This is a genomic window from Winogradskyella sp., from assembly GCF_003712105.1.
Taxonomy (GTDB): Bacteria; Bacteroidota; Bacteroidia; order Flavobacteriales; family Flavobacteriaceae; genus Winogradskyella.
Genome location: NZ_RHLG01000002.1, coordinates 18487 through 41536, shown reverse-complemented (window position 1 = coordinate 41536; position 23050 = coordinate 18487). Strand labels below are relative to the sequence as shown.

General features: G+C 33.3%; 16 protein-coding genes and 1 tRNA gene. 8 read left to right on the top strand and 9 right to left on the bottom strand.

Annotated features, from left to right (window positions below; genetic code table 11):
* Positions 1-3345 (top strand): CHAT domain-containing protein, encoded by a 3345-nt coding sequence (locus tag ED556_RS04645; protein WP_296319929.1) that lies wholly within the window; start codon positions 1-3, stop codon positions 3343-3345.
* A 33-nt stretch (positions 3346-3378) separates the two neighbouring features.
* On the top strand, positions 3379-6357 hold the full coding sequence (locus ED556_RS04640) for a tetratricopeptide repeat protein (RefSeq protein ID WP_296319927.1): 2979 nt from the start codon (positions 3379-3381) through the stop codon (positions 6355-6357).
* Here the strand turns inward: ED556_RS04640 and ED556_RS04635 are convergent.
* From ED556_RS04635 to ED556_RS04615, 5 genes are all read right to left on the bottom strand, one after another.
* Entirely contained in the window at positions 6354-7130 is a 777-nt protein-coding gene (locus ED556_RS04635) for a hypothetical protein (RefSeq protein ID WP_296319924.1), read from the bottom strand. The genes ED556_RS04640 and ED556_RS04635 overlap by 4 nt on opposite strands.
* Entirely contained in the window at positions 7106-8272 is a 1167-nt protein-coding gene (locus ED556_RS04630; protein ID WP_296319921.1) for a CHASE2 domain-containing protein, read from the bottom strand. Before ED556_RS04630 ends, ED556_RS04635 begins: the two co-directional genes overlap by 25 nt.
* 140 nt (positions 8273-8412) lie before the next feature.
* A complete protein-coding gene (gene glpK / locus ED556_RS04625; RefSeq protein WP_296319919.1) occupies positions 8413-9897 on the bottom strand; it encodes a glycerol kinase GlpK in 1485 nt (494 codons plus the stop codon).
* Complete coding sequence (locus tag ED556_RS04620) at positions 9890-11476, bottom strand: glycerol-3-phosphate dehydrogenase/oxidase (protein WP_296319914.1); 1587 nt, start codon at positions 11474-11476, stop codon at positions 9890-9892. Before ED556_RS04620 ends, glpK begins: the two co-directional genes overlap by 8 nt.
* Positions 11477-11864: 388 nt before the next feature.
* Positions 11865-11938 (bottom strand) — tRNA-Arg (locus ED556_RS04615).
* A gap of 103 nt (positions 11939-12041) precedes the next feature.
* On the opposite strand from ED556_RS04615, the gene ED556_RS04610 reads away from it, so the two are divergent.
* The 6 genes from ED556_RS04610 to ED556_RS04585 all read left to right on the top strand — a co-directional run bounded on the left by ED556_RS04610 (position 12042) and on the right by ED556_RS04585 (position 19683).
* Positions 12042-12842 carry a sulfite exporter TauE/SafE family protein gene (locus tag ED556_RS04610; protein WP_296319912.1) on the top strand — a complete coding sequence of 267 codons (801 nt, stop codon included), beginning with the start codon at positions 12042-12044 and terminating at the stop codon, positions 12840-12842.
* 71 nt (positions 12843-12913) lie between these two features.
* On the top strand, positions 12914-14320 hold the full coding sequence (locus ED556_RS04605; RefSeq protein WP_296319909.1) for an MBL fold metallo-hydrolase: 1407 nt from the start codon (positions 12914-12916) through the stop codon (positions 14318-14320).
* Between the two features lie 130 nt (positions 14321-14450).
* The gene (locus tag ED556_RS04600) at positions 14451-15047 is read left to right on the top strand and encodes a TetR/AcrR family transcriptional regulator (RefSeq protein WP_296319906.1); all 597 of its coding nucleotides are present in this window, start codon (positions 14451-14453) and stop codon (positions 15045-15047) included.
* Positions 15048-15195: 148 nt separating this feature from the next.
* Positions 15196-17556: an MMPL family transporter gene (locus ED556_RS04595; RefSeq protein WP_296319903.1), complete on the top strand. Its 2361-nt coding sequence runs from the start codon at positions 15196-15198 to the stop codon at positions 17554-17556.
* 5 nt (positions 17557-17561) lie between these two features.
* Positions 17562-18359 carry an outer membrane lipoprotein-sorting protein gene (locus ED556_RS04590; RefSeq protein WP_296319899.1) on the top strand — a complete coding sequence of 266 codons (798 nt, stop codon included), beginning with the start codon at positions 17562-17564 and terminating at the stop codon, positions 18357-18359.
* Between the two features lie 112 nt (positions 18360-18471).
* The gene (locus ED556_RS04585) at positions 18472-19683 is read left to right on the top strand and encodes a hypothetical protein (protein WP_296319896.1); all 1212 of its coding nucleotides are present in this window, start codon (positions 18472-18474) and stop codon (positions 19681-19683) included.
* Here ED556_RS04585 and ED556_RS04580 read toward each other — a convergent pair.
* From ED556_RS04580 to tpiA, 4 genes are all read right to left on the bottom strand, one after another.
* Positions 19680-19955, bottom strand: coding sequence for an ATP-dependent Clp protease adaptor ClpS (locus tag ED556_RS04580; protein WP_296319891.1), 276 nt, complete (start codon positions 19953-19955; stop codon positions 19680-19682). The genes ED556_RS04585 and ED556_RS04580 overlap by 4 nt on opposite strands.
* A gap of 166 nt (positions 19956-20121) precedes the next feature.
* Positions 20122-21159, bottom strand: a complete 1038-nt coding sequence (locus ED556_RS04575; protein ID WP_296319888.1) for a M57 family metalloprotease — start codon at positions 21157-21159, stop codon at positions 20122-20124.
* Positions 21160-21407: 248 nt separating this feature from the next.
* Positions 21408-22238, bottom strand: a complete 831-nt coding sequence (prmA, locus tag ED556_RS04570) for a 50S ribosomal protein L11 methyltransferase (RefSeq protein ID WP_296319885.1) — start codon at positions 22236-22238, stop codon at positions 21408-21410.
* Positions 22239-22240: 2 nt separating this feature from the next.
* Positions 22241-22990 carry a triose-phosphate isomerase gene (gene tpiA / locus ED556_RS04565; protein WP_296319882.1) on the bottom strand — a complete coding sequence of 250 codons (750 nt, stop codon included), beginning with the start codon at positions 22988-22990 and terminating at the stop codon, positions 22241-22243.
* Positions 22991-23050 lie beyond the last annotated feature (60 nt).

The following is a 23050-nucleotide window of genomic DNA, read 5'->3' as shown; positions in this document are numbered from 1 at the left end:
ATGAAGAACTCTATTTTCGCAACTATTCTATTACTCAACTTTGCTTTAAGTTGGTGCCAAGAGGGTAATAATTATAAGCAATGGAAAGACATTATTAAAATTGGTGATAGCTTACACAATGCAAAAAATTACGTCTCTGCAATTGACCAATACAATAAAGCATTTGAATTATCCACAAACAACAATCCAAGTGTAATAATAACGGTAGATAGACTGGAAAATTCTTCCAAATTACTCAAAAGTAATTCTGGTAAAAATATAGACACAATGTTCTTAGAATATGTCAATGATGTCTATCAAGACAATGCTATTCTAAGAGAAGAATTAAAACAAAAATTTTCGGATAACACCAATGCAGAAGAATCACTACTATCGAAGTATTATGCGACTATTTTTAATCTAGCTACTAATGAAAATGAAGTATATACCGACTATAGAATTTACAAAGATTTAGCGTTGATAGAATCTATAAATCATTATTATGAAAACGCACTTTACTTTTTTGAAAAATGGGAAACTATAGAAACTAACAATTTAAGTCATTTTAAATCAGAATATCACAATACAGCTATTCTATATGGTAATATTTATTTCAATAATAAAGACTATGAATCAGCGCTGTCTGCTTATGAAAAAGCAATTTCAATAGATAATAACTCCGCACAAAAAGAAAAACTATTAGAGCAGGCTTTTCTTGCAAGCTATGAGTTGAGAGACAATGCTAGAGTTAATAGCTACTCAGACACATTAATTGAGTTATATACAGCTAAGTATGGTGATTTTAGCTTAAGAACCGCTTGGATGTATAACGAACTCATGGGTTACAATTATTCTATTAATAATTTAAAACTTGCTAAACTGTATGGTGAAAATGCCATAAATTATTATTTAATTAATAAAAGCGTTGGTATCCCAGATTATATTGTAACAAGAAATAACTACCTAAGCCTCTTAAATGAAAGAGAGCTAAAAAACGCTAAACAAAGAGTTTTTGAAAAAGAGATTGAGGCTTATGAGTCATTAAAATTAGTAAATGAAGATTATTTAAAAGTACTAGTCGATTATGTGTCTCTTATCAAAGATGATAAAACAAAAACAAACATTTATAAAAACCATTTAATTTCGGCTATAGAATATTGCCAATCCTTAGACTTATATAAATCAGAATATGTGGATTTTTTCATCTTATTATCTAACTTTTATATAGATAATAATGATGTAGATAAAAATATAAACTTACTTCTCAAGAATCAAGAAACTATAAATGCGTTACCAAAAGAATATGGTTATTTAAATGCTACTATTGCTTGGATACACATGAACTCTAAAAACCATGAACAAGCCATACGCTATGCAGACTTAGCATTAGATTATTTTAACTCCAATTCAACTAATTTACTCGACAAAGAATCTGTAATATCAGTAAAATCTTTAACGCTAATAATACTTGGTAAGTCAGATGAAGGATTTGCATTATTAAATGCTTACAAAACAGAATTAGAAGAAGAAAACTTAACGGATACAAAGGAATACAAAAATGTAGAACTTTACATCCAAGAATTACAAGATTCTGAAGGAAATAATCGTAAAGAAAATTTAGAAAAGTCTTTAAAAGAACTTGAAAATGAAGAGGATAAAAGTGACTATTGCTATGTTGTGTCAGAGTACGCTCAGTTATTAGCACAAGAAGAAAGTTATGAGACTGCTGTACAATATTACTCAAAAGCATATACCTATTATTTAAAAGAACTCGAAAACGAAATTCGCTATAAGGCTACTTCTAGTAAAGATTATAAACTCCAAAATGACGCTTTTGATTTACTTGGTCAGATACAGTATTTAAATTATGTTTTAAATCAATCTGATGCAGAACTAAACCAAAAAGCAATACGCGCTGCATCCACCGTTAAAAACCTTAGGCTGAATACCATGAACTCTATTTTTGAGAAGCTATGGAGTCTTAATGATAAAGAGCTAGATAAAAAGATTTTAGGGTTAAATAATATTTTACTTAAATACTCTTCAATATTTGAATATCGTAAGCAATTAATAGACTTTGCAGAGCGTGTTGATTGGGAAGATGAACAAAAGAAAATAATCAATGAGTCTAAAATTAATATTAACAGTGTTGAAAGCAGAATTCAGGAAGGTTATGCTGCGCTAATCGATTTCTATTTTAAAACTTTTGGTGAAAATCTAATAGTTGTACCCGATTACAAATCTATCAATCTCAACTCCAATAGTGTCTACATAGACTATACAAGAGTTAAAAACTTTGAGAATGAAAATGTATACATAGCATATGTATATTCAGAAAAAAAATCTAATCCGAATATCGTTTATCTAGGTCCTGAAAGTCGACTCGAAGAATTAACCAAATTGAGTACGGTTCAAAATCTGTCATACGATATTCGCGGCTCTTCAGGCAATAGCACTTCAATTGGAGGTAAACACCTATATGAGTTTTTGTGGAAACCAATAAAAGATGTCATATCAAATTCAGACACAATATACTTCTCATTCGATGGTCTTTTAAACAAAATACCTCTAGCTACCTTACAAGATTCAGATGGTGAAATGCTTATTAATAAATATACACTTCATCAAATATCAAATATGAATTCACTAATTGATAAGCAAGAAAAATTATTCGACTTTAATAGTATGCTCTGTTTTGGAGGTATTGATTATAATGGTTCCCAAGACAACGATGATAATAAAGGCTACAGTTTTTTACCGGGCACACTGAAAGAAGTAAACAAAATCAAAGAAATAATTCCAGCCGCTAAAATCTATTCAGGTAAAAACGCAACTGAAGAATTCTTTTGGAGTCTATCTGGTAAATCACCTTCAATACTTCATATAGCTACGCATGGATTTTATAACGAAATTGGAAACAGTACTTCAAAGTTTGGTAAGCATTTTACTGTTGCTCAAAATCCACTGAAACGCACTGGTATTTTGCTCAGCAACGCAAATGAAGGTATGAAGGCTTTAACATCTGGCGTTGATGGTGTATTAACCGCGGATGAAATTTCGCATCTAGATTTAAGAAACACGGAATTAGTTGTTTTATCTGCTTGTGAAACCGCTTTAGGTGATATTGATGGTAGTGAAGGTGTGTATGGCTTACAGCGTGCATTTAAAATGGCTGGTGTAGATGTTATTATCATGAGCCTTTGGGAAGTACCAGACAAGGAAACTTCTGAATTTATGGTACATTTTTATACTAATTGGTCTAATGGGCAAGACATCAGAGAAGCCTTTAGAAACACCCAATTAACCATGTCTAATACATACAAAAACAACCCAGAAAAATGGGCTGCTTTTGTATTATTTGAGTGATAAAAATTCAAATCGCTATTTTTAAGTCTTAAAATGAAACCTCATATAAAATACATATTAATTTTCTTCTTTGCGATTGGCTATTCTCAAGACGATTCTCGAGGTTCGGTTGGTGAAAGCAATGAAAATATAGTTGAGGGCAATAAATATGCTATTATAATTGGTATTTCGGACTATTTTGAGGATAATTTAAAACTCAATTATGCTGATAACGATGCAGCGTTATTTAAAAATTACCTCAGCGATATTGAAAAAATTCCAGAAGAAAATATTGAGCTCTTAATCAATAAAAATGCTGTTGCGCTTAATATAGAAAATGCCTTTAGACAAATAGCCAAAAAAATAGCAGAGAATGATATTGTATATGTCTACTTTGCCGGTCATGGCGATGTGGTTGAAGATTTTGGATATAAAGAAGGTTATCTGCTTGCTGCTGACTCTAACGCTAACAGAGAGTATGTTGGTACTGGTGGCGTAATAGCTTTAGATCGACTAAACAATAGAATTATTAGAGCCTTGACTCAAAAAAACGCGAATGTTATCCTAATTCTTGATGCATGTCGCTCTGGCTTTATTTTCGAAGATGGTCCACAAAAAAATATGGGCACACTACAAGCAATGTTTGAGAATACTTCAAAGTTTTTAAGCTGTGGTGTTGATGAATTGTCTTACGAGAGCAGTGATTTACAACACGGTTATTTTACGCATTATTTTGTAAAAGGTCTCACTGGAGAAGCAGATGATAATGCTGATAATGAGTTGCAATTTAGAGAAATTGATGATTACCTATACGATAATGTCGCCAGTACAGTTTCAGAAAAACACAATCAAAAACAAACTCCGGTTGTAAGAACTAAAGATGCTCGTGCAATCCTCAAAAAAATCAAAGAAGAAGATAAAATAGTTTCATTTGAAGATGTAAAAAAAGCAATAGACCAAACAAAAGTCATTGCTGCAAGAAGTATTACCGATACTGATAAATCGCTTCCTGCTCAAGTTACTCAGTTTGCTAATGCAATTAAAAGTGAATCGTATTACGGAAAGTCTTCAAGCGCTTACGACATCTATAAAAAGGCAAAAGCAGATAATTCAATTTCAGAATCATATCTAGAAAAAATGAAAACAGTGTTGCTCTCACAACTTTCGAGTTCGGCACAGCAACTCATTAACAGATACATTTCAGGTGAAAAAAAGTTACCTAATGCGAGAACATTTCAAAGAGAAGCAAAACATCTTGACATATGTTTAGAACTTATGGATGATGATAACCTGTTAAAGGACAGAATTACCGTGAGTAAGCTAATGCTCGAAGCCTACAGCATTATTAGAAATAGAAATACAGCTAGATATGGTTTAGCGAAAAAGAAACTTCTCAATGCATTAAATATTGAACCCCGAGCAGCTTATGTGCATAATGCTATGGGTATAGTATACAACTACGAAGCTGTTTACGATAGTGCTTATTACCATTTTAATACAGCAAAAAAGCTTATAAACACTTGGGAAACACCTCAAGTAAATCTTGGCGATAATTATATAGACCAATATAAGTTCGATGAGGCAACAGAAATCTTTAACACCGCAGTTGGTATTAATGGAAATGACATATATAGTAAGCTAAGATTAGCCGAGATTAATATTAGCCAAGGTAAATACCATATAGCAGAAAAAATATATAAAGAGATATTAGAAACTGAACGTAATAATTCCGAAGCACTTGAAGGTTTAGCTAACATAGAAACTCTTAAAGGTAATAATCAGGCAGCTAATGAATGGTATACAAAAATCTCTAAGACCAATACTATTGACCTATTAAGATATATCGAAGCCAAAAAATTAGATGATAAATCTGCTGAGCAACTTTTACTTAATGCTATTGATTCCGAACCAGAAATATCGAAAAGATATAGTGACTATGCCGACTATTTAAGAACGAATACATCTAAATTAACACGACTAAAACTTGCAGATTCTTTATACAAAACTGCGATTGTCAACGACAAAAAAAATATTGCTGCCTATGCTGGACGCGCATGGTTGTTTTACAAATTAAATAGAAAAGCAAAATCAAAACAATGGTTTATTGACGGCATTGCAAATAATCCTATTAATTCGGATATTCACTTAAAGTACGGTGAGTTTTTAGAGGTAGCATTCAAAAACGATTCTGATGCAATAACACAATACCAAACCGCTATTGACAAAAACAAGAACAACATTAATGCTTATGTAAAGCTTGTGGATGTATACAACAGACTGAAGGAAACCGACAAGTCAATTGCATTACTTAAAACAGCTATGCAGGAACAACCGAATGTTCCTGAGTTATGGAATCTTCTGGGGAAAACTCATTTTGCTAATGCTAATTATACCGAAGCTATAAACAGTTATAAAAAAGCTATTGCTATTGACGAGTCTTATTCTAAAATTCATTCAAATCTTGGTTACAGTGCCGTTGAGAGTAATGATGTAGATACTGCCAAAAAACACTTCAGCATTTCGTCATCACAAAATAAAGACATAAACGCCTTAGATGATATAGCCGCGTACATTATTAATGCCGCAAAAACTAAAATGAGCTTTGGCACACCTAGTGATGCAAAAGCGCTTTACAAACTGGCATATGATATTCATCCCACATTTACAACAGGATATGAATATGCTAAGTTTTTATACCTACAAGAAGAAACAACGCAATCTATAGAAATAGCTGAATCGCTAGCCGATAAAATTAAAACAAAAGCCAATAAAATAGACATTATAAAACTGCTTGTAAAAGCAACTATTGATGCTAATGACAGTAAAAAATGTGATGCGTATTATAATGGTTTGTTAGCTCTTAAAACCCAACAACAAGATTTTTTATTAGCTGCCGTCTACTCTAGTTATAAAGGTAATTTATCAGCTTACAACAGCCTTTTAAGTAAAGTAAATCCGTTTTTAATTAAGGACAATAAACTCAAAGACGATTACAGTAAGTCTACCGTTTCAAAGTATATTTTGAGAAATTAATTACAAATCCCGTATGCTTCGCAAATAGCATTCTTTATGTCCTCACTAGAAAAACCAAGTGCTTTTAGTTCTTGTTGAAAAGCTGAGTAATCTTTGATCAAGCTTTTATATTCAGATTTGTTGATTAACTCAAAAGAGAAAAATGTGAGGTTGTCTAGGTTAGGAAATTCATCAGTAGTAACAACCCATTCAAAAAAGGTTCCATTAGAAAAAATCGGATTAGCTTTATAAAGTGTTAACTCGTTTGTGTTGAGTTCAAACTTCGCTGTCTTATCATTTTCAATATCTCTAATAAATACGTAATACTTTGAATCTTCATCTGCTCTTTTCCAACCAAACGCAATCTTAGAGCTAGCAATTTTAACTGTATCTCGAGGGAATATCATTAGCTGCTCACCTCTAAACACGCCACCAATAAGTGTAGCATTACCATTGGCGTTTCGTAATTCTTTCCAAATAAGTTTAAAGTATTTACTTGTTAGTCCTGATGAAGATTTAGATTCTTTATTAGAAATGAAATCTTTAAAACTATAATTCCCTTTTTGATTTAACACATAGGCGTTACCCAATTTATCGATACTAAGAATATTTGAAGCATTGTCTAAAACAAACTTATCTGAACGTATGATATAATCTCCTTTTTTAACTACCTGTATAGCATTAGCACTGGTTTTTAGTACAGAGCCATTGACTTTAAATACGCACAAACTGTCCTGAGTAAAAGCACTCTGAAACGTAAAGCAGAAGATTAAGATAAAAGCATACTTTGCCATCCAAATTTTTTGTTTAGATATTCTACCAAATACACATAATAATCTATCATTTCTAAGCCTAAAAGGCATAGCAAAATGATTGGAATTACATCTAGGTATATATTAGTTTGTAACAATAATAAAGCCAAATATAAAAGTAGTACCGAAAAAACGAGTTGAATTGGTCGCTGAATAATATCGAAGACGAAATTATTCTTTAAATATAATTTCATCGTAACATACGTAAGGCCAAAACAAAGTATAATTGCTATAAGATATATTATAAAATTTGGTGCTCTATAAAGCAACGACTTACTAAGAAACATATTCATAATGTTTGCGTGTATTGTAACGCCATATGTATCAGGTACTGCTCGACCAACCCAGGCTTTATTTAAAGGTGTGAAATGTTTATCTTCAATATCAAATTCAGGATTCTCATCACCTAAATACCCCAATAAAACAATAGCATTTTTCATTGCTGGAATGGTCTCTGAAGCCATGACTTCTTCAATATCAAAACTTAAAAACATATCGTCTCCACCAATGTAGTTGATAGGAATAGGCTTTTTTAATCGCTGGTCTATAAAATCGGTATCTATCTGACCTGATTTAAGTAATAATTCAGCAGAAAAGCTATGCGCATCTAAATTTTTATTATAGCCTAAAAAATCTCTTACTACAGTATTTTGCCCTTCTAAATCTAGATTAATATAACCTTTGGATGCATCAGGAATATTAAAATAATCATGGTTTTCGACTATGGAATCTCCATCTTTATAATACGATAAGACTAGGTTTGGTGTGCGAGATAATGTCTCTTTGAGTATAGAGTCTGTAAAGGCTAATTTTAAATCCTTAAAAATGATATCTACACCTAGAGCTTTTGGGTTATTACCATTGACCTTATCTATAGCTTGAGCCAACTCAAAGCGATTAGCATGTTTAACGTTTACCAGTACTATATTATCACTTCGTTTGGATGAATTAAAGCGTTCAGAATAAAAAATATCTGTGAATTTGAAGTCTTTGAACGCCTTTTCAAAAGGATCTAAAACAGCAAGATTAATAAAAGTGAAGTATAAGATTCCAGCTATTACAAAAGTCATAACGGTGCTTAAAAAAGCATCTTTAACTAATTGGTTTGCCTTAATCTTACTCATTATTTAGAGTTATATCTTATAAACATTAAGGCTAAATTTAATAAAACCAATATAGACTCAAAATAAAAAGTAAACATAATCTTATCCTTGTTTTGATGATCTGTAGATAATAACATCATAACACGCTTTGAAAGACCCGCTTATTCCATCCAATTCTTAGATCTTTTCACAGCTTTATGCCATTGATTGATTAGCTGTTTTTGCTTTGAAGTATCTGTATTAGGCGCTATTACTTTATCTGCATTCCATTGCATTCTTAATTGTTTTATACTTTGATAAAGACCTACAGCCAAGCCGGCTAAATAAGCTGCACCTAATGCAGTTGTCTCCAAATGTTTTGGACGTACAACTTCACAATTAAAAATATCAGATTGTATTTGTAACAATAAGTCATTTGCTGATGCACCACCATCAACACGCAGCTCTTTTATCTGCATGTTAGCATCATTTTCCATCGCCTTTACAATATCGTAAACCTGAAGCGCAATACCTTCGAGAGTTGCTCTTGCAATATGCGCTCTTGTTGTACCGCGAGTAATACCCATAATACTTCCTCTAGCATAGGGATCCCAATATGGTGCTCCTAAACCAGTAAATGCTGGAACCACTACTAACCCGCCACTATCTTCTACCTCATTAGCTAAAGCTTCTATTTCTTTAGCTTCATCAATAATGCCAATACCATCTCGTAACCATTGTACGGCAGCACCACCAACAAAAACACTTCCCTCTAAGGCATAATGTGTTTTTCCATTAATTTGCCATGCAATGGTAGTTAATAGCTGATTTTGAGATAATACAGGCTTTTTCCCTGTATTCATAAGAAGAAAGCAACCTGTACCATAGGTGTTTTTAACCATTCCTTTTTTTGTACATAACTGCCCAAAAAGCGCTGCTTGTTGGTCGCCAGCAATACCTGCAATTGGAATCTTATCTCCAAATAAACGGGTATAACCATATATTTCTGAAGACGATTTAACTTCAGGCAACATTGTTTTTGGAATATCAAATAATTCTAGCAACTCATTATCCCATAATAAATCATGGATATTAAACAACATGGTCCTTGATGCGTTGCTCACATCTGTAACATAAACCTGTCCTTCAGTCAGTTTGTAAACCAACCATGTGTCAACCGTACCAAAACATAAATCGCTGTTTTGCGCTAATGTTCTGGCGCCATCAACATTATCTAATATCCAATGTACTTTGGATGCAGAAAAATAAGCATCGATGATTAGACCTGTTTTATTTTGAATTAAGTCTGAATAACCGTTTGATTTTAGTTCATCACAAAATGATGCTGTTCTCCGGTCTTGCCATACGATGGCATTATATAAAGGTTTACCAGTAACACGATTCCAAACAATTGTAGTTTCGCGTTGATTGGTAATACCGATACCAGCAATTTGCTCAACATTGATTCCTTGAGAAAGTACGTTCTTAATTGTATCATATTGCGATTGCCATATCGCTTCTGGATCATGTTCTACCCAACCATTCGCAGGAAATAACTGTTCAAAACTTTGTTGTGCTGATGTCACTTCATTGCCCTCGCTATCATAAGCTATTGTCCTACTAGATGTGGTGCCTTGGTCTAATGCAATTATAATATCTTTAGTCATAGTCTTGTATTAAATAGCCTTTTGCTAAGTTTTTAAAATCTTCGACTTGCTGATTTCTCCAATCTAGTGATTTTTTAAGTTCAGATTGAAGAATATCTGCAACTAGTTCTGAACATTCAACAGCTGCTTTTGCATCGATAAAAAGCAAACGGATTCGTCTTGCCAAAACGTCTTCGACTGTACGTGCCATTTCGTTCTTAATAGCCCAATATATTTGTCCTATTACAAATTTATAGTTTGGATGAAGTAAAGTGTTATACTCAGGGTTAGCGTTTACAAAAGACTCTAGTGCAATAGCGTCATTTCCATAGTACCATAAATCTTTAGGAATAGAGTTTTTAAGCGCTTTTGGTATACTACCATGAATCTTTAGTGTTTCTGTTTTTACCTCAACGTTATCAAGTTGATGCACCGTTATAGCTTTATTCACGACATCTTCACTCATCTCTCTATAAGTCGTCCACTTTCCGCCAACAATTGTAAGTAATCCACTATCGGAGTGAATAATTTCATGACTACGTGAAATCTCTTTTGTATTGCTTTTATCTCCTTCTGGTGCGACTAAAGGTCGTAGTCCAGCAAAAACAGATAATACATCATCTTTTGTAGGCGCTTTAGGAAAATACTCGGCCATTGTTGACAGTATAAAATCAATTTCTTCCTTTAAAGCAAGTGGTTCAAATTTTGGTTTGTTGACTGGTGTATCAGTAGTACCAACTAATACCTTATTGTGCCAAGGAATTGCAAATAACACACGACCATCACTAGTTTTAGGAACCATTAATGCGGTGTCACCTTTTAAGAAAGAACGATCAAAAACTAAATGAATGCCCTGACTCGGTACTACTTTTAAGCTTCTTTTCTTTCGGCCTGCCAACTTTAATATCTTATTTGAAAACACGCCAGTAGCATTAACAACAACTTTAGCCTTGACAGTTAAATTGTCGTTTGTTTCTGTATCTAACACTTTAACACCTTCAATTTGGCCGTTATTATTCTTTATAAAATCAACGACCTGAAAGTGATTGAGAATTACTGCACCTTGTTCTGTAGCAGTTTGCGCCAAATTAAGTGCTAAGCGCGCATCATCAAATTGCCCATCTAAATAAGTAACGCCACCTGTGAGTCCGTCTGTCTTTAATTCCTTTATATGTTCTGAAGCTTCTTCGGCAGAAACAATCTTTGATTTTCCAATTGATAAATTCTGAGAAAGCCAATCGTAAACTTTTAGCCCAACACCATAAAAGTATTTATCCCAATATGCATAATTAGGGATTAAAAAGGTTTGTCGCTTGAAGAGATGATTTACGTTTTTCTCAATCAATCCACGTTCTTTTAATGCATCTTTAACCAGCTTTATATTTCCTTGTGCTAAATAACGAACGCCTCCATGAACCAGTTTAGTACTCCGGCTAGATGTACCTTTGGCAAAATCAAAGGCTTCAAATAGGGCTACTTTAAATCCTCTCGAAGCCGCATCAACTGCTACTCCTAACCCACTTGCGCCACCACCAATAATTACAATATCATAAAGGTTAATGGTTTTGAGCTGTTCTAACTGATATTCTCTATTAAACACAGGTTTTACTTAATATTAGATAATTTTAATGATAAAATTGCAATAGCTGTCAGCATCATAATTAATAAAAAGAAAATTAAGCTTCAAGCTAAATCTATCTGAAATATAATCTAAAATTATGGGGTCATCTAAAAATCTTACAAAATCATAAGACCAAACGCTTAAATTGCTTTTTGGTATCAAAATAACCTAAGTAGTTAAAAGTAAAAACCCCTAATAATTAAGGTCGTTTGAGGCAACTAAAAAAACACAAATTATAAGTTCATATGGATTTTGCTTTTTTTCACCTCGACAGGATAATAATGCCTTAGCACTACGGGCTGAAAATTAAAAAGACATAAAATAAAAAAGCAAGCTTTATATGTTGCTTGCTTTTTTGATGTATTCGTGACCTCGACAGGATTCAAACCTGTAACCTTCTGAGCCGTAATCAGATGCGCTATTCAGTTGCGCCACGAGGCCGTTTTTAAGTGGGTGCAAATATAATACAATATTTAAAAAACAACCAAACTATTCATTTCAAAATTCAATTGGTTATTTTTGAACTGAAAAAAAGTCACAATACGTGTTTAACGAAATCATTGGCTATTTAGGAGCTTTACTTGTAGGCTTGGTTTTAGGTCTTATTGGTGGTGGTGGTTCTATTTTAACTGTGCCCATATTAGTTTATTTGTTAGGCTTTAATCCAATTATTGCAACCGCCTATTCATTATTTATAGTTGGTAGCACAGCAACTATTGGCACTTTAAGAAATCTAAAAGATAGATATATCGATTTTAAAACGGCAATAGTTTTTGCAATACCTTCGATAATTACGGTTTATGTAGTTAGAAGCTTTGTTATACCTAACCTACCAAAGGTGTTTTTCGAAATTGGTGAGTTTAAGTTTACAAACTCCATTTTTATTATGCTCTTCTTTGCTCTTGTAATGTTTTTAGCAGGTTGGTCTATGATAAAATCGAAACCCATTATAGAAGAGAAAGAGTTAATCAAATTAGATAAAGTTCATTATTTCACAATTATAACACAAGCTATAGGTATAGGAGTCTTAGCTGGTTTAGTGGGTGCCGGTGGTGGTTTCCTTATTGTTCCTGCGCTAGTATTGTTAGTCAAATTACCAATTAAAAAAGCAATTAACACATCACTATTCATCATTGCAATACAATCATTAATTGGTTTTCTGGGTGATGTAAAAACATTAGATATAGATTGGGAATTTTTATTGATTTTTACAGGAATTTCTATTATCGGTATATTTATTGGCTTATCTATCGCTAAAAAAATGTCCGCTAAGAATCTAAAAACCTACTTTGGCTATTTTACTATAGTAATGGCAATAATTATATCATTTAAAGAGTTACTGTAAATTCATTTAAAAGAAATAAAAACAATACAACTAGTCTAGGTTTTGTAAATTTGAACTCCAAAAAATTGAAAATGAAGATAGAACAATTATATACCGGATGTTTATCACAAGGTGCATATTATGTAGAGTCTGATGGTGAAGTAGCAATCATTGATCCTTTACGCGAAATTCAACAGTATATTGACAAAGCTGAAGCAAATAATTGCGAAATCAAATATATTTTAGAAACACATTTTCATGCAGATTTTGTTTCTGGTCATGTAGATTTAGCAAAAAAAACAGGAGCTACTATTGTATATGGTCCAGGTGCACAAACTGATTATGATATGCATTCTGCAATTGATGGAGAAGAATTAAAACTAGGTAAACTTACTTTCAAAGTTTTGCACACACCTGGGCACACATTGGAATCTGTAACGTATTTATTAAAGGACGAAAATGAAAAAGATTATGCTATTTTCTCTGGTGACACATTATTCTTAGGTGATGTAGGTAGACCCGATTTAGCCATAAAATCTGACCTTACTAAAGAAGATTTAGCTGCAATGATGTACGATTCTCTAAGAAACAAAATCATGCCTTTGGCTGATGATGTTATTGTATATCCTGCTCATGGCGCAGGTTCTGCATGTGGTAAGAATTTGAGTAAAGAAACTGTTGGTGTTTTAGGTGAGCAAAAGCAAACCAATTATGCATTACGGTCAGACATGACTAAAGATGAATTTGTAAAAGAATTGCTTGATGGCATTGCTCCACCACCACAATATTTTGCAAAAAATGCAATGCTAAATAAAAAAGGGTATGCAGATTTTGATACGGTTTTAGAAACCGGAAATATTGCGCTCAGTCCTAAACAATTTGAAGATTTAGCTAATCAAAAATCTGCGCTTGTTCTTGATGTAAGACCACAATCAGAATATATAAAAGGGCATATACCTAACTCTATTTTTATTGGACTTAATGGCCAATTTGCTCCATGGGTAGGTGCATTAATTTCAGATATTAATCAACCTATTTTATTAGTTGTACCTGAAGGTAAATCTGCTGAGGCTGTTACAAGATTATCTCGTGTAGGCTATGATAACACATTAGGATATCTTGAAGGTGGTATTAATGCTTGGGAGGCTTCGGGTAAAGACATTGATACTTTAGAATCTATCTCTGCTGAAGAATTTGCTAGTGAAGTAAAACGTAAGGACTTAAATATTCTTGATGTTCGTAAAGATGGAGAATACAATTCTATGCATTTAGAAAATGCACAGCACTTTGCATTGGATTATATTAATACTAATATGCATCAGATTGATAGAGATAAAACATATCATATTCATTGTGCTGGTGGTTACAGATCGGTAATTGCTGCCTCTATTTTAAAAGCTAGAGGTTTTCATAACCTTGTTGATGTAGCAGGTGGATTTGGAGCCATCAAAAAAACGGATCTACCAACTACAGACTTTGTTTGCCCTTCTAGTTTATAGTTGAGTAACAAACACAACCCTTTGTTTATCAGTATTTTATAAATATATTTTTTCGTTTATAATAATTTTAACACGGAAAATTTTTATTTACTAGACGAGTGGTCATATCTTTGAACCATCAAATTTAAAAATGGAAAAAACATTAAAACGCGATATAAAGATTGATACCCTTTTGGATAAAGGTATGGAGTTGTTGTGGTCTAAGGGTTACAATGCAACTAGCGTCAACGATATTGTAAAAGCGGCTGATGTGCCTAAAGGATCTTTCTATTTTTATTTTGAAAGCAAAGAAGATTTCGCGGTAAAAGCCATTGATAAATATTTTGAACAAAACTTTGTACCGTTAAAGGGTATTCTTCTTGACAAATCGATTTCACCAAAACAACGATTATTAAACTTTCATGATTTCAGATATAATATGCTAAAAAATGAAATGGATTGTAAAATGGGGTGTTTGGCTTGTAATATTGGAAATGAAATGTCGGAGCATAGTGAACTGATTAGAAATACAATATTGAAAAAAGAAGGATATATTTTGTCACTGATTACTGGAGTTATTCAAGAAGCACAAGACTTAGGTGAGATTTCGAATATAATGCCAGCAGCTGATATAGCAGCATTTATTGAAGATGCTGGAAAAGGGTCAATGACAACTATGAAAGAAATGAATAGTTCATATCCAATAGATAATTTTATGAACATGGTTAAAAATGTTCTTTTAAAATAATTTTTTTTATTTATTTAATAGACGACTGGTCAATTATAATTAATTTTAATTTCTTGTCCTCTAACATATGAACATATTCGTCTTATAAATAAAACTAACAAACGACCATCATTAATAAGTAATTGACTGGTCATATAACCAAAAGACAATGAATGCACTTAAAAAAGTAAAAGACTCCGCAAACAAGTTTGCTGTAAACTGGGCAAAATTTGTAATCAAAAGAAAATGGTATGTACTTCTCGCCTCAATTATTCTTGCCATGGGATTAGGTTCTCAAGGTAATATGGAATTTGATGGCGATTATCATGTCTTTTTTAGCAAATCCAACCCAGAATTAGAAGCTTTTGATGCGCTCCAGGAGAAATACACCAAGGACGATAATGTAATCTTAGTTTTATCACCTTCAAATAAAAATGTATTTACCAAAGAGAATCTTACAGCTATTGAAGAGCTTACAGCCGAAGCTTGGAATACACCTTATTCATCTCGTGTAGATGCGCTCACAAACTTTCAACATACAAGTGCACAAGGTGATGATCTTTATGTTGATGATTTATCATACGAATCGCATTTAAAAACCGAGTCCGACGTATCTCAAATAAAAGAAAAAGCACTAAAAGAGCCTTTACTTGTTAACCGTATAGTTAATGAGTCTGGTAGTGTTACTGCGGTAAACATCACGGTAAGATTACCTGGAAAGGATAGTGCCACAGAAATCCCTGAAGTAACTACGTTTGTTAGAGAAATGATAGCCAACTTTAAAGAATCTCACCCAAACTTTGAAGTGCATAGCTCTGGCCTTGTTCCTCTAAATACTGCGTTTTTTGAATCTTCTATGAAGGATTTAATGCTGACAATGATAATGCTGGTAATTGTCATCATCACAACATTTATTTTAACCCGAAATATATACAGTACTATAGCAACATTAGTGGTTGTAATGTTCTCAATTATGAGTGCGGTTGGGTTTGTTGGAATAATGGGTATTAAACTCACTCCACCATCATCCGTATTTCCAACTATGATTCTAACCTTAGCTGTTGCTGATAGTATTCATATACTCATCACCATGCTGCAAAAAATGCGGAAAGATGGCCTAAGTAAAATAGATGCCTTAATCGAATCTATGCGACTTAATTTTATGCCAGTTTTCATTACAAGTTTAACAACTGTTATCGGTTTTCTTACTATGAATTTCGGAGATGTTCCGCCGTTTTGGGACTTAGGAAATATCACGGCTTTTGGTATGACCATGGCTTTTATTTACTCAACAACGGCATTACCTGCATTAATGGCTATTCTGCCTGTAAAATCTAAAGTTAAGACCGAAAAAACTGTAACGCCAAAAGCAAATTGGTATACGTCTTTGGGTAACTATATTGTAAAACAACCTGTGCGTTTAACGGTTATATCTCTCGCTATTATTTCAGGATTAACTTATTTGGCAACTAAAAACGAATTTAATGATGAGTTCATTAACTATTTTGATGAAAGTGTTGAATTTAGAACGGACACAGATTATATAAGTGAAAACTTAACAGGTATTTATAATGTGGAATATTCCATTGGAAGTGGCGAAAGCGGTGGCATAAATAACCCCGAATATTTAAACAATCTTAATGCTTTTGAAACCTGGTTAGAACAACAGCCTGAAGTAGTCCATGTCAATGCATTTAGCGAAGTTGCAAGACGAGTGAATCGTTCTATGCATGGTGATGATGAAGCTTACTACAGAATTCCTGATAATCGGGAGGAAGCTGCGCAATACCTTTTACTGTATGAGCTATCATTACCTTTTGGACTTGATCTTAACAATCAAATCAACGTTGACAAATCCGAAACTCGAGTAACAGTCACTATAGAAAATGTAACAAGTGCAGATATGATTGCATTCTCTAAACGTGGTGAAGATTGGCTAAAAAATAATACACCCGAAGCTATGCATGCTATTGGCGTTAGCCCAACACTAATGTTCTCTAAACTTGGATTTAGACAAGCAGATAGCATGTTTAAAGGAAATGTTATCGCATTAATCTTAATCTCAATAGTGTTGATTTTTGCCCTTAGAAATTTAAAACTTGGAGTATTGAGCATCATTCCAAACGTAGCTCCTGTTTTAGTAGGCTTTGGACTATGGGCTTTATACAAAGGGCAAATCAATACTGGAATGGTTATCGTTTTTGGAATGACTTTAGGAATCATCGTTGACGACACTGTTCACTTTATGAGCAAATTTTTAAGAGCGCAGCGAGAGCTTGGTTATAATGCAAAAGAAGCAGTAGTCTATGCATTTGAAACCGTAGGTAAAGCTTTGGTTACAACAACAATTGTATTATTAACTGGATTCGCAGTAATGTCAACTTCGTCATTTGCTTTAAATAGTTATATGGCGAGAATTACAGTAATCATAATACTTGCAGCATTAATCATTGATTTTATTCTATTACCATCATTACTGATTTTAACAAGTAGTAACAAAACAATTATAAACACAAACAACAAAAATTAATTATCATGAATTTTTTAAAACATAATCATAAAAAAAAATTAGTGCTTTTTGGATTAGCATTTTCAATAGTAGGTGTATTGAGTGCACAAACTCCTGAAGAACGCGGATTAGAAATAGCAAAAGCTGCTGAACAAGCTGACTTAGGATTTAACAGCTCTACAGTAGAATTAAAAATGACCTTAAAAAATAAAAATGGGCAAACAAGTGAGCGTTCATTAACCACCAAGACCTTAGAATTGACCGAAGATGGTGATAAATCTCTTATCGTGTTCAATAGCCCTAAAGATGTAAAAGGCACATCTACTTTAACATTTACGCACAAAGTAGGTTCTGACGACCAGTGGTTATTTCTACCTTCTATTAAGCGTGTGAAAAGAATTTCTTCTAATAACAAATCTGGTCCTTTTGTAGGAAGCGAGTTTGCTTACGAAGATTTGTCATCACAAGAAGTAGAAAAGTACACTTATAAGTTCGTAAAAGAAAATGGTGCGTTGCTTATTGTTGAGCAAGATCCTGTAGATCCAAAATCAGGATACACCAGAAGGCTAGTAAGCTATAATAAAGATAAAGGCTATCGCATTGAAAAAGTAGAGTTTTACGATAGAAAGAATGCGCTTTTAAAAACTTTGACCTATTCAGGTTACAAATTATATAAAGGCAAGTTCTGGAGAGCATCAGTTTTCAATATGGTAAATCATCAAAGTAATAAAGAGACGCGTTTAGATTTTAATGATTACAACTTTGATGTAAATCTTACTGAAGACGATTTTTCTCAAGTAGCCTTAAAAAGAGCTGGAAAATAGTAACTCTTAAAAGCAAAGTAATGCCGTTAACTATTTAATTTCATGGTATTTATAGTTTAGTATTTGATTAATAGCAATAGTTTTCGGCATTTTCTTTTTTATTTCATTTAAGATGAGAATCAAACACATAATAACTCAATTATTTAGTCTTGTCATAGTATTTGCATTAAATACTGTAATTGCTCAAGAAGACAGTAAATCCACAACTCAAGATTTTGAGCTCGAGGTACAAAGTGAGTATCGTTATTTTACGGATAGCCCTCAATTTCAAGGTCAGAAAGACCATTTTCCATCTATAGCCATAATTCCAGAGTATAACATAGAATGGAATAAAGGTTATGAAAGCATCAACTTTACGGGTTTCTTTAGATTAGATCGTGACGATAACAGAACACATTGGGACATAAGAGAACTTTATTATCAAAAAGCGGCCAATAATTGGGAGTTTAGTGCGGGTCTAAAAAAAATATTTTGGGGCGTTACAGAAAGTAATCATTTGGTTGATATAATTAATCAGACTGACGCCGTTGAGTCATTTGATGGTGAAGCTAAGCTTGGGCAACCCATGTTACAATTTACTTTAACCACTGATTATGGTAATTTTGATTTTATCTACATGCCGTTTCATAGAAAACGTGTTTTTCCAGGTGAAAGAGGACGACTTAGATTTCCTACGGTAATTGATGAAAATGATATAGGCTATGAAAGTGGTGCAGAAGAATGGCGGCAAGACGTGGCCTTTAGATGGTCGCATTACATAGGTGCCTTTGATATCGGTATTTCTCATTTTTACGGTAATGGACGTGAACCTCTTTTTACATTTGACCCTAATGGGCAAATTAATGCCTTTTATCCTGTTATTAACCAAATTGGTTTAGACCTTCAAGCAACTCATAATGCGTTTTTATGGAAGTTTGAATCAATTTATCGCAGTGCTGATGCACAAGATTTCTTTGCATTGACTGCAGGATTGGAATATACCTTTAGTAACATTGACGGTAATGGTTTGGATATTGGTCTTTTGGGCGAATATCTTTATGATGACAGAGATGAATTGGCATTAAATGCGCTTCAAAATGATTTTTTCTTTGGAAGCAGAATTGCACTAAACGATACTCAAGACACGTCTATCCTTGTTGGCGGAATTGCAGATTTAGAATCCAGTAGTAAGATTTTTAGTATTGAAGCTTCAAGACGCATTGGCAGTAGCTGGAAGGCTGAGCTAGAAGCTCGAATTTTTAGCAGTATAGACCAATCAGAATTTATTCTGTCTAACTTCAGTCAAGACAGTTTTCTAAGATTTACACTTTCTAAATTTTTCTAAACGATTTCTGCGCTTAGGCCAGCTTGCAAAAGCTTAGAGCATCGCGGTTTTAAGTCTTCGTAAGGTCCAGTTTTAACGGTACACTTTCCTTTATAATGAACTATAATAGAGCATTGCTCTGCTTGTTCTGGAGTATGATCACAAGCATAAATGAGTGTATCAATAACGTGGTCAAACGTATTGACATCGTCGTTAAATAAAACAATTTCGTTTTGCTTAACAACGTCTTCCTTTATTAATAATTCTTCTTGAGTTTTTTCCTGTGAACCCATATGTAGTTGTGATTACGGCTAATTTAAAAAAATATTTAATAGTGAAACGAAAAAGAACTTCAATTAGATATGATTATAGTGTTAAAATTTAATTGATCTATAAACAAATGGATTGTTTGATGGTAATCAAACAATCCATTAAAGATTAATATGTGTAACAATTTAATTAGTTACAAGGTCCTAATAAAGTCCAACCACCGGAAACGCGTTCATATAGATTACCGAAATAAGTGACTTGATCACCTATGCTATAATTAACACCACTTTGCCATTCTGGTACTCCATCACATGGTCCTGAAGGCGTATCAGGATACATAAACTCTAAAGCTATGATGTCATTACCATTAAACTCACCGTCTTCACTTGTCGAAAAGCAGGCTTGCATAACAGAAGTTAAATCTCTACCTGTTGGTGTACCAGGTATATGCACTGCACCATCAGATCCTGAACCTTCATTACCTTGAGCTTGCGGCGGACAACTCAAACGGTCAAACCAATCCGAATGACGAAAACCTACAGAGTGACCAATTTCATGAGTAATTACATGCTCATTAACATTGGTTGAGAATTGCTCAATACCATAAATTTGCACAAACTTATTTGGTCTGCCTGCAGATGTTGGGAAACCAGCAACACCACCTGTTCCACTAGGATTATTTACGGTATTGTCATACACAACCATATCAGCAGCCTGAAAGTTAGTGCCAAAGGTTAAGTTAAATTGTAAAGCAGTATTCAAATTATTATAGTTGTTCACTGCCCATTGCAATGCCGTTTGTGCTTTACTTGATAGAGCTTGAGTACCACCAGTATATCCTAAGATATCTATATTTCGAAACTCACCTTCAACTAAGTTAAATGTTCTATACTGACGGGTTTCGGCAGAACTTGCATCAATCAACAAGTTTAGCTCTTCTCTTGTAAACGTAATATCATTTCCGATATAAATACGTTCTTCTATGGTTCCATCAGGTAAGTGGAAATCTCCTAATGTAATAGCACCTACATCAATATCTAGATCTTTGATACCATTCAATACATTAGGATCAGTTACCGGTGTTCTGTTTGCAGCGCCTTCGGCATTTATAATATTATCAGTTTCCGAGTTAAGGAGTTCATCGTTTGCCTCATCTTTTTGGCAGGCTGTAAAAATAAACGTACCAAGGCATAACATAAAAGTCCAAAGTTTTAAAGTCTTTTTCATTTTAAAAGTTTAAAAATTAATGATTTGTTTTATTCGATTACGTAATCTGGGGCGTAGAAGATTTAGGCAAAATACAATGAGGTAATTGCTATAAAAAGACTACGAATAAATAATATTATTTACGTAAATGTACGTATTAAAATGAAGATTGGATTACGGTAAAACCGTAATTATATTAATTTTTTATGTTAAATTATGATAATTTTTTACAGCAATCTCAATAATAGTAGTTATTTATTGATATTTTTCTATTTGACGAATTTCGTTGAAATCCAATTATTTTTAACAATTTTCTCCTGAAATGTTAAATTATTAACATTGCAAACCGAAGTAATTACAGGCAAATCCTCTTCGTAAAAACCACTTAAAAACAAAATACCGCTTGCGTTTAAGCACTCGGCATATTTTGGAATATCAGCTAAGAGAATATTTCGATTAATATTGGCAATAATTATATCATAGCTTTTATCAGCAAGAAGTGAAACATCACCTTCATAAACCAAAATGTTTTTGCAATCATTTCGTTCAACGTTTTCCAAACTATTGAGATAACACCAATTATCAATATCTATAGCATCTAGTTTAGATGCACCACATTTTTCGGCTAAAATTGCAAGAACACCTGTACCACAACCCATATCTAACACTGATTTATCGGTAAAATCATTTTGAAGAATATGTTGAATCATCATATGAGTAGTTTCATGATGCCCAGTACCAAAGCTCATTTTTGGCTCTATAATAATGTCATAATCGGTAGTTGGCTTATCATGAAAAGGTGCTCTAACGGTTACCTTATCATCTACAATAATTGGTTGGAAGTTTTTTTCCCACTCCGCATTCCAATTGGTTTGTTCTATATCTCGAAAAGTGAATGTAATTTTGAATTCATCTGATTTCAAAATAAAAATCTCATCAAGAATATTTTCTCGCCATTCGTCTTTTTGTATATATGCAGTAAGACCATTTTGTGTTTCCACAAAACTTTCAAACCCTGCATAACCCAATTCAGCAATTAAAATTTCGGTTGCTGGTTGAAGTGGTTTTATTAAAAATTCATAGCCTATGTAGATAGACATGACTAAAATGCATTAACTATAGCAAAAAAGTCTTCCGCTTTTAATGAAGCGCCTCCTATTAATCCACCATCAACATCTGGCTTGCCAAAAATCTCTTTTGCATTATTAGGTTTTACACTACCACCGTAAAGAATAGTTGTGTTTTCAGCAACTTCATCACCATATTTGTCACGAAGTGTTTTTCTTATAAAAGCATGCATGTCTTGTGCTTGCTCTGGTGTAGCTGTTTCTCCAGTACCAATTGCCCAAACGGGTTCGTAAGCTAAAACGATATGTTGCCATGCTGAAGCTTCTAAATGAAATAATGCATTTTTAATTTGGCTTTCAACTACCGCTTCTTGATTACCGGCTTTTCTATCTGCTAATTCCTCACCAAAACAAAAGATTGACCTAAGTCCATTTGCTAAAGTTTGGTCTACTTTTTTTGCCAAACTCTCATCAGTCTCATTAAAATAGGCACGACGCTCACTATGGCCAAGAATCACAGTTTTTACTCCAATACTGTTTAACATGTTTGCACTGACCTCACCTGTATATGCACCATTATCTGCAAAATGCATATTCTGTGCAATCACTTCTATATCAGTCCCACCTAATTCTGAAACAGCATATTGAAGGTTAACATATGTTGGTGCTACCATAACCTCAGCATTTGAGGATTTTGTTTGCTGTTTTAAATCTGAAAGTAATTGATGCGTTTCAGAATGATTATTATTCATCTTCCAGTTACCTGCTACGATATGTTTTCTCATGTTAAAAGTGTATTGCTTGTTTCTTAATTGACAAAAATAAAATTATTAAGCTAAAATGGT

What these genes read in the sequence shown, in the direction of transcription:
- tpiA (WP_296319882.1), bottom strand. Translation starts at nt 22,990, where the DNA reads ATGAGAAAACATATCGTAGCAGGTAACTGGAAGATGAATAATAATCAT.
- ED556_RS04595 (WP_296319903.1), top strand. Translation starts at nt 15,196, where the DNA reads ATGAATGCACTTAAAAAAGTAAAAGACTCCGCAAACAAGTTTGCTGTA.
- prmA (WP_296319885.1), bottom strand. Translation starts at nt 22,238, where the DNA reads ATGTCTATCTACATAGGCTATGAATTTTTAATAAAACCACTTCAACCA.
- glpK (WP_296319919.1), bottom strand. Translation starts at nt 9,897, where the DNA reads ATGACTAAAGATATTATAATTGCATTAGACCAAGGCACCACATCTAGT.
- ED556_RS04630 (WP_296319921.1), bottom strand. Translation starts at nt 8,272, where the DNA reads ATGAGTAAGATTAAGGCAAACCAATTAGTTAAAGATGCTTTTTTAAGC.
- ED556_RS04585 (WP_296319896.1), top strand. Translation starts at nt 18,472, where the DNA reads ATGAGAATCAAACACATAATAACTCAATTATTTAGTCTTGTCATAGTA.
- ED556_RS04580 (WP_296319891.1), bottom strand. Translation starts at nt 19,955, where the DNA reads ATGGGTTCACAGGAAAAAACTCAAGAAGAATTATTAATAAAGGAAGAC.
- ED556_RS04645 (WP_296319929.1), top strand. Translation starts at nt 1, where the DNA reads ATGAAGAACTCTATTTTCGCAACTATTCTATTACTCAACTTTGCTTTA.
- ED556_RS04575 (WP_296319888.1), bottom strand. Translation starts at nt 21,159, where the DNA reads ATGAAAAAGACTTTAAAACTTTGGACTTTTATGTTATGCCTTGGTACG.
- ED556_RS04635 (WP_296319924.1), bottom strand. Translation starts at nt 7,130, where the DNA reads ATGGCAAAGTATGCTTTTATCTTAATCTTCTGCTTTACGTTTCAGAGT.
- ED556_RS04600 (WP_296319906.1), top strand. Translation starts at nt 14,451, where the DNA reads ATGGAAAAAACATTAAAACGCGATATAAAGATTGATACCCTTTTGGAT.
- ED556_RS04640 (WP_296319927.1), top strand. Translation starts at nt 3,379, where the DNA reads ATGAAACCTCATATAAAATACATATTAATTTTCTTCTTTGCGATTGGC.
- ED556_RS04590 (WP_296319899.1), top strand. Translation starts at nt 17,562, where the DNA reads ATGAATTTTTTAAAACATAATCATAAAAAAAAATTAGTGCTTTTTGGA.
- ED556_RS04605 (WP_296319909.1), top strand. Translation starts at nt 12,914, where the DNA reads ATGAAGATAGAACAATTATATACCGGATGTTTATCACAAGGTGCATAT.